This window comes from Aurantibrevibacter litoralis, from assembly GCF_034651555.1.
GTDB lineage: Bacteria > Bacteroidota > Bacteroidia > Flavobacteriales > Flavobacteriaceae > Aurantibrevibacter > Aurantibrevibacter litoralis.
In genome coordinates, this window is the sequence record NZ_JAYEEQ010000044.1 from 1 (window position 1) to 4379 (window position 4379).

Genomic DNA, 4379 nt, shown 5'->3' on the forward strand with positions numbered 1-4379 from the left:
GATTTTCATTGTGACAGTTTGAATTTAAAGTTAATAAATTCGAATTATAAACTGTCCTATTTTTGGGGAAGGCTACAGTTCCGCTAAACTGACGGCTAACGTTTAAGCTATGAGTAGTGCGGAGGCAAGGAAACCTTTTTGTTTCCGTCTTCGCACGCAGCAAAAGCTTTTTGTTTTGATTTATATTTTTTCGCTAGAGCAAAATCCAAAAGATTTTGCGGACATAGTAAATATACGCTTACTTTAAATTAAACACCAAACTCCGCATTACTTATAGGTATTGTTACCTACAGTTTTTTATGCGTAATCTTATCGGTCAGTATTAATTTTTGCACCTTTTTAATCAGTGATGATATTTTAAATCGCGCGATTAATTCGATTATTAATGAGTAAATCAGTCCGAAAGTCGGCATAATTAAAAACTCGACTTTGCTAAATCCGTTCATAGCTAATTGACATACAGCAATTGTTAAAGTCAGTCCGACAAAAAATATTCCAAACCAAAATTGCATCTTATAAGTAATTCCGTTAATCCTTTTTAGAGTTAGTTTGCATTCGGTTCCATTTTCATTTGTATTTACCGCATTTGCAATAAGTTTCACTAACGGCCCTAAATTTGGAGTAAAAGCGAAAAATGATAAATTTCCATAGAGTTCTATTCCTCCGTCGTCAGAAAATCCTCCTGCAATATTGTTCCGTCCTATTTCTGAATTAATTATTTCAATAATGCTGTTAGCCGAATTGTTAAGGTTATATACTTTTGTTTGGTCGTTCACAGTGTTATTTGAAATTGTAGGTAACTTTCAAGCTATGAGTAGTGCGGAGCCAAGGAATCATTTTTGATACCGTCTACGCACGTAGCCAAAGCTTTTTGTTTGCGTTTTATTTTTATTGCTTTAAATGCCAAATCAAACTGATTTGGCGACTTTATAAATATACACAGAACTTTGGATTTAACTCCAAACTCCGCATTACTTATAGGTATTGTTGTAGCACGTTTTTATTTGTTCACGCGTTTTTAATTTTGTCTCTGATTACAGTAAAACTCAGGGTTAAAAAAATGCATATACCGACCGCTAAAAATCCATATTGTAGTAAACCTGTAAAAACAAGTGTAATAAAACTGCCAGTAACCTCATTAGGGAAAATTTCACTCGATTTTTCAACTAGTTCGTTTATTACATCAAAATTTTTCATCAAGAAATAACAAATAATGCAAACCAAACTAATTATATAAAGTCTAACAATTTTAGAATTTCTTTTATTTCGATTTAATGTCATCTTCCGTTTTAAATTTTCCATCAGAACCAGCAGAAGTTATTAAAAATCCTTTTCCGTTTTCCGTTATCTTAAATTCATATTCTCTATTCCAAGCATCTTTATTCCATTCTTGCCTTAAAGGACTGTTTCCAATTAATTCATTCAGGTCCATTGGATATTTTCCGAATTTTTTATTCCAACTTTCCATCCTCTCGCTTATTTCCGATATTTCCTTTTCCGTTTTTTCTGGAAATACCGATGTTCTTTGATAAGTAAAAAATAGAATTGCACTTAAACTTCCAATAACTAAAACAGCAATTAACATTAATGCACTCGGTTGCATAAAATATTTTTGAATCGGTCTTTTAATTCCGTCTTCTTTTTCCTTTTTACTTATCCGCTTTTTATGTTTATAATCTACGCGAATTAGTCCAAATTCTGCTAAAGTCGAAAGTATTAATTCAATCATTCAGTTCGTTTCTCAAATGTGCTACAACGGTTGGGCTATGAGTAGTTGCGTGGGTTAGCGCTTAACTTTGCAAGTACACACCAAACTGAAAATCCTTGTGGATTTTCTGAAGTAGGCGAGACCGAGCAATTACTTATATCCATTGTTGTGCTTAGTACTTTTTTGTTGCTATTATAATTCCAGTTGACCAATTCATTTTAGTCAGATTGAAATCTTTCCGGTTTTCTAAATATTCAATTAGTTTGTCAACATTTTCTTGATGTTCATCAGGCCAATTAGGTTGAGCCAACATATCATCAATAATGTATAGTCCGCCAATTTCTATTAAATCAAGTATTTCATCAACTTCGCTATACTTCCCTGGCCAAGCATCTGCAAAAACTAAGTCAAATTTTTCTCCTTTGTAACCTTTAATCCATTCAGTTCCGTCCGCACATATTATTTCCACTCTTTTATCTTTCCCAAAATAATTTTCAGCTATCTCAATCAGTTTCGGGTCATTGTCAACACTAATTAGTTTAGATTCAGGGTCCATTCCGTCTATCATCCAAGAGAGTGATAATCCAATTCCAGTTCCTAACTCCAATAAGTTTGATTTAGGTTTAGATGTTATCAGTGTTTTTAAAAGTGTTCCGATATATAGGTCAGAAGGCATTGTAAATCCTATTTCTTTAGATTTGTTCTCAATTTCTGAATGAATGATAGGTTTGTTAAGAATATTTGAGTCTTTCATATTATCTAATTGTTGTTATTTTTCATTTCAAATGTTGCTTCAAAATGTTCAACTGTAGGGAATGGGTCATAATAATGATGCAAAAGTTTTTTCCAATCAGCATATTGTTCAGACTGTCTAAATCCAATAGTATGGTCTTTTAATTTTTCCCATTCAACTAATAAAATGTATTTATTTTTTTGTTCTATACACCTTTTTAGTTTGTGGTTTAAATATCCATCTATTGAACTTATGTATTCACTTGCTTTTTTAAAATCTTCTTCGAATCTACTTTCTAATCCTTTTTTTATTTCAAGTATTGCAACTTCTAAAATCATTTATTAGCTATTTTGTTTCTTTAGTTTTCGGTATTAAGCACAACGTTTATGTGTAAGGAACGTTGCGTGTTTGAGTGCGAGGATTTTCCGAAGGAAAATCAGATGCTAGCAAACAAAGCAACGACCAAACGGTTAAACTAAAATAAGCAATGTTTTTTACACGGTGTTACCTGTAGTTATTTTTTCCGATATACGAGTAAATTGTATTTAAATTCAGTTCCGTCACTAGGTAAAAGGTCAAATACAACTAATTCAGATTCTGTTATTTCTGCAAATTCGATTTCGTTTTTCGTAAACACCATTAACGAACCTGATTTTTTTAATTGTTCTAAAAGCCCAGGCGCAAGTTTGTCAATCGGTACATTGTATTTTGGTTCGTCATAAGTCATTCGGAATAACTTGTACTCTCGGTCATATTCCCATTTTCCAGATTCGCAATTATAGGGATTATCGCAACCCATTAATTTGTAAATTCCGTTTTTTTCAATCCGCATACTTGGTCGCCAAACAACTTCATTGGCAGTTATTGTGTCATTTATAAAATGTGTGATTTCAGATATTGCTTTTCCGTTACTATCTGTTAATTTTTCAAATTCCCAAGTTCCAATAATCAGTTCCTCAATTTGGTCTGCACTTTTCTTTGTTTTTGCATCATCAATTAATTCCAAGTAAGATTTAGTTGATTGACTAAAAGTTAATATTGGTAAAAACATTATGGCAAGCAGGATGTTTTTCATAATTACAGGTAACGTTTCTCAGCTATACGCAGGCAGGGATTTTAACCACTAAACTTCCTACGAAGAACTGAACTTCAAATTTACCACTTACCTGTCTTACGAAGCACGAAACCCCTGCTTGCGTATAGGTGATGTTATGGCTCGTTTTTCTTGTCATTTCGTTACTATTTTGGCTGTTTCAGGTGCAATTCCTATAGTCGCAATTGAGCCACTATTAAACTTCAAAAAGTCAGTTTCTATTCCATCACTAAAAATTACTCCACTTGTCGGCATTAATGATTCAATTGTCAAGTGATTTTGGTTTTTTATAATTCCTGCGGTTATTCCTGTCTGTGTTCTTATACTTTGAAAAGGCTCTCTAACTGCAAAAAGCAATTCGTTGTCTTTAAGTTTTGGTCTTTTAGGTTTAAGATTTTTCTCGAACATACTTGTTACTCCATAAGCCATATTGAAAATTGAACTTAACCAACCTGTCGAGCCTGCTGGTGTAGAAATAATAAGTCCGCTTGATGATTGTTCTTCAGTGTTTTGATTAAATGAGATTTTATAACGTGCAGAAATATGTGAAGATGTTCCAATAAAAAGGTCGTTAAAAGCCAAAATTCTTTGTCCGTCATTTAGTTTTGCTTCTGCAAACCGCATAGTTTTAGATTGATAATGATTGCTTAAAACATTCTCAACACCTAAAACAAAATCAGAAGTGTCAAAGGGTAAAAGAACACCATCGTATCTCTCTTTATCGGGATTTACTGCGACAATTGGACAACCTTTAGAGTATTTAGCTGTTACTTTAGCCCCCAATAAGTTCGGAGTGATATTTTAAATTTCAAACTAATACATTTGAAAGATGAAATACAAGAAAT

The 4379-nt window shown here is 32.7% G+C and carries 7 protein-coding genes; all 7 read right to left on the bottom strand.

Annotation, left to right across the window (positions count from 1 at the left end; all coding sequences use genetic code 11):
- Positions 1 to 287: 287 nt before the first annotated feature.
- The 7 genes from U1E44_RS16615 to U1E44_RS16645 all read right to left on the bottom strand — a co-directional run bounded on the left by U1E44_RS16615 (position 288) and on the right by U1E44_RS16645 (position 4317).
- Positions 288 to 776, bottom strand: coding sequence for a hypothetical protein (locus U1E44_RS16615; protein WP_322932237.1), 489 nt, complete (start codon positions 774 to 776; stop codon positions 288 to 290).
- 485 nt (positions 777 to 1261) lie between these two features.
- The gene (locus tag U1E44_RS16620) at positions 1262 to 1729 is read right to left on the bottom strand and encodes a type II secretion system protein GspG (protein ID WP_322932238.1); all 468 of its coding nucleotides are present in this window, start codon (positions 1727 to 1729) and stop codon (positions 1262 to 1264) included.
- A gap of 151 nt (positions 1730 to 1880) precedes the next feature.
- Positions 1881 to 2462: an O-methyltransferase gene (locus U1E44_RS16625; protein ID WP_322932239.1), complete on the bottom strand. Its 582-nt coding sequence runs from the start codon at positions 2460 to 2462 to the stop codon at positions 1881 to 1883.
- Positions 2463 to 2467: 5 nt separating this feature from the next.
- Complete coding sequence (locus U1E44_RS16630; RefSeq protein ID WP_322932240.1) at positions 2468 to 2779, bottom strand: antibiotic biosynthesis monooxygenase family protein; 312 nt, start codon at positions 2777 to 2779, stop codon at positions 2468 to 2470.
- Between the two features lie 176 nt (positions 2780 to 2955).
- A complete protein-coding gene (locus U1E44_RS16635; RefSeq protein WP_322932241.1) occupies positions 2956 to 3516 on the bottom strand; it encodes a hypothetical protein in 561 nt (186 codons plus the stop codon).
- A gap of 22 nt (positions 3517 to 3538) precedes the next feature.
- The gene (locus U1E44_RS16640; protein WP_322932242.1) at positions 3539 to 3673 is read right to left on the bottom strand and encodes a hypothetical protein; all 135 of its coding nucleotides are present in this window, start codon (positions 3671 to 3673) and stop codon (positions 3539 to 3541) included.
- Positions 3670 to 4317: an NAD(+)/NADH kinase gene (locus tag U1E44_RS16645; protein WP_322932243.1), complete on the bottom strand. Its 648-nt coding sequence runs from the start codon at positions 4315 to 4317 to the stop codon at positions 3670 to 3672. Before U1E44_RS16645 ends, U1E44_RS16640 begins: the two co-directional genes overlap by 4 nt.
- Positions 4318 to 4379: the final 62 nt, after the last annotated feature.